1 pseudogene is annotated in these 1017 nt (G+C 57.1%); it reads right to left on the reverse strand.

The annotated features are described in order from the left end of the window. Positions 1–128 precede the first annotated feature (128 nt). A pseudogene (locus GWC77_RS27980) lies at positions 129–890 on the reverse strand (methyltransferase); the annotation flags it as partial. Positions 891–1017: the final 127 nt, after the last annotated feature.

Consider the following 1017-nt stretch of genomic DNA (forward strand, 5'->3'; position numbering starts at 1 on the left):
CCCGCATCGCTGATCACCCGATCAACCGCGTGGACCAACTCATGCCGTGGGTCGTAGCGGATCAGCTCCACAACGCCAACTGAACATCACGACACCGCCGTCAAGACGGTGCTCGCGACACGCTTACTGTTCAAGCTCATAAGAAGGCCGAACGCGTTTTCCTTGCGCTCGTTGTCGATCATCGCGTCATAGACGATCAAGCTTCCTCCCACGGGTAACGCGGAGTAACACTTCGCAAGCAGCTGCAGTTTCTGATCGTGATTCCAGTCGTGAAGAATGTGGCCCATCACAAGCACGTCCGCAGACGGACATGGGTCCTCGAAAAAGTTGCCTGGATAGAATCGCAATCGATCCTGCAGCCCGTGCGAAGCGATATATTCTTCGAACGCGGGACGTACGGCCGGCAAGTCGAACCCGCCCCCGCGCAAGTGGGAATGATCTTTGGCGATTTGTACTGGCACGGCGCCTTGCGCCGCTCCGATGTCGATGAAACTCTCGTAAGCGTCCCATGGAAACTTTTCGGAGATCGCCTTCGCTATACCCAGACTTACCCCTGTCATGGCTTGCAATATCCGCCGGAGGTCCTGATCGTCACGGTAGATCGTGTCGAAGACATCGCCTCCATGCCTCACTTCGTTCTGTGGTTGCCCTGTAACAAGCGCTTCTGTGAGCGAACCCCAAAACGGATAAAGTCGCTCGTTGGCCATCTCCAGCAAGCCGCCAACGTAGCCGGACTTGGTTTTGTCCAGAAACAGGTCGGCATCGGGTGCATTTCGGTAGATCCCGTCGACGCGCTCCAATACCCCAAGAGCGACGAGTGCATCGAAGAAATCGAGATGCGATCGCGCATGTAAGCCGAGTGCCTCTCTTAGCTCGGAAGCCGTACGTGGGTAAGCGTGTCGCGGGCACCGTCTTGACGGCGGTGTCGTGATGTTCAGTTGGCGTTGTGGAGCTGATCCGCTACGACCCACGGCATGAGTTGGTCCACGCGGTTGATCGGGTGATCAGCGATTCGGG

Origin of the sequence: Paraburkholderia sp. NMBU_R16 (assembly GCF_013282575.1) — a bacterium.
In the GTDB taxonomy this organism is placed as follows: domain Bacteria; phylum Pseudomonadota; class Gammaproteobacteria; order Burkholderiales; family Burkholderiaceae; genus Trinickia.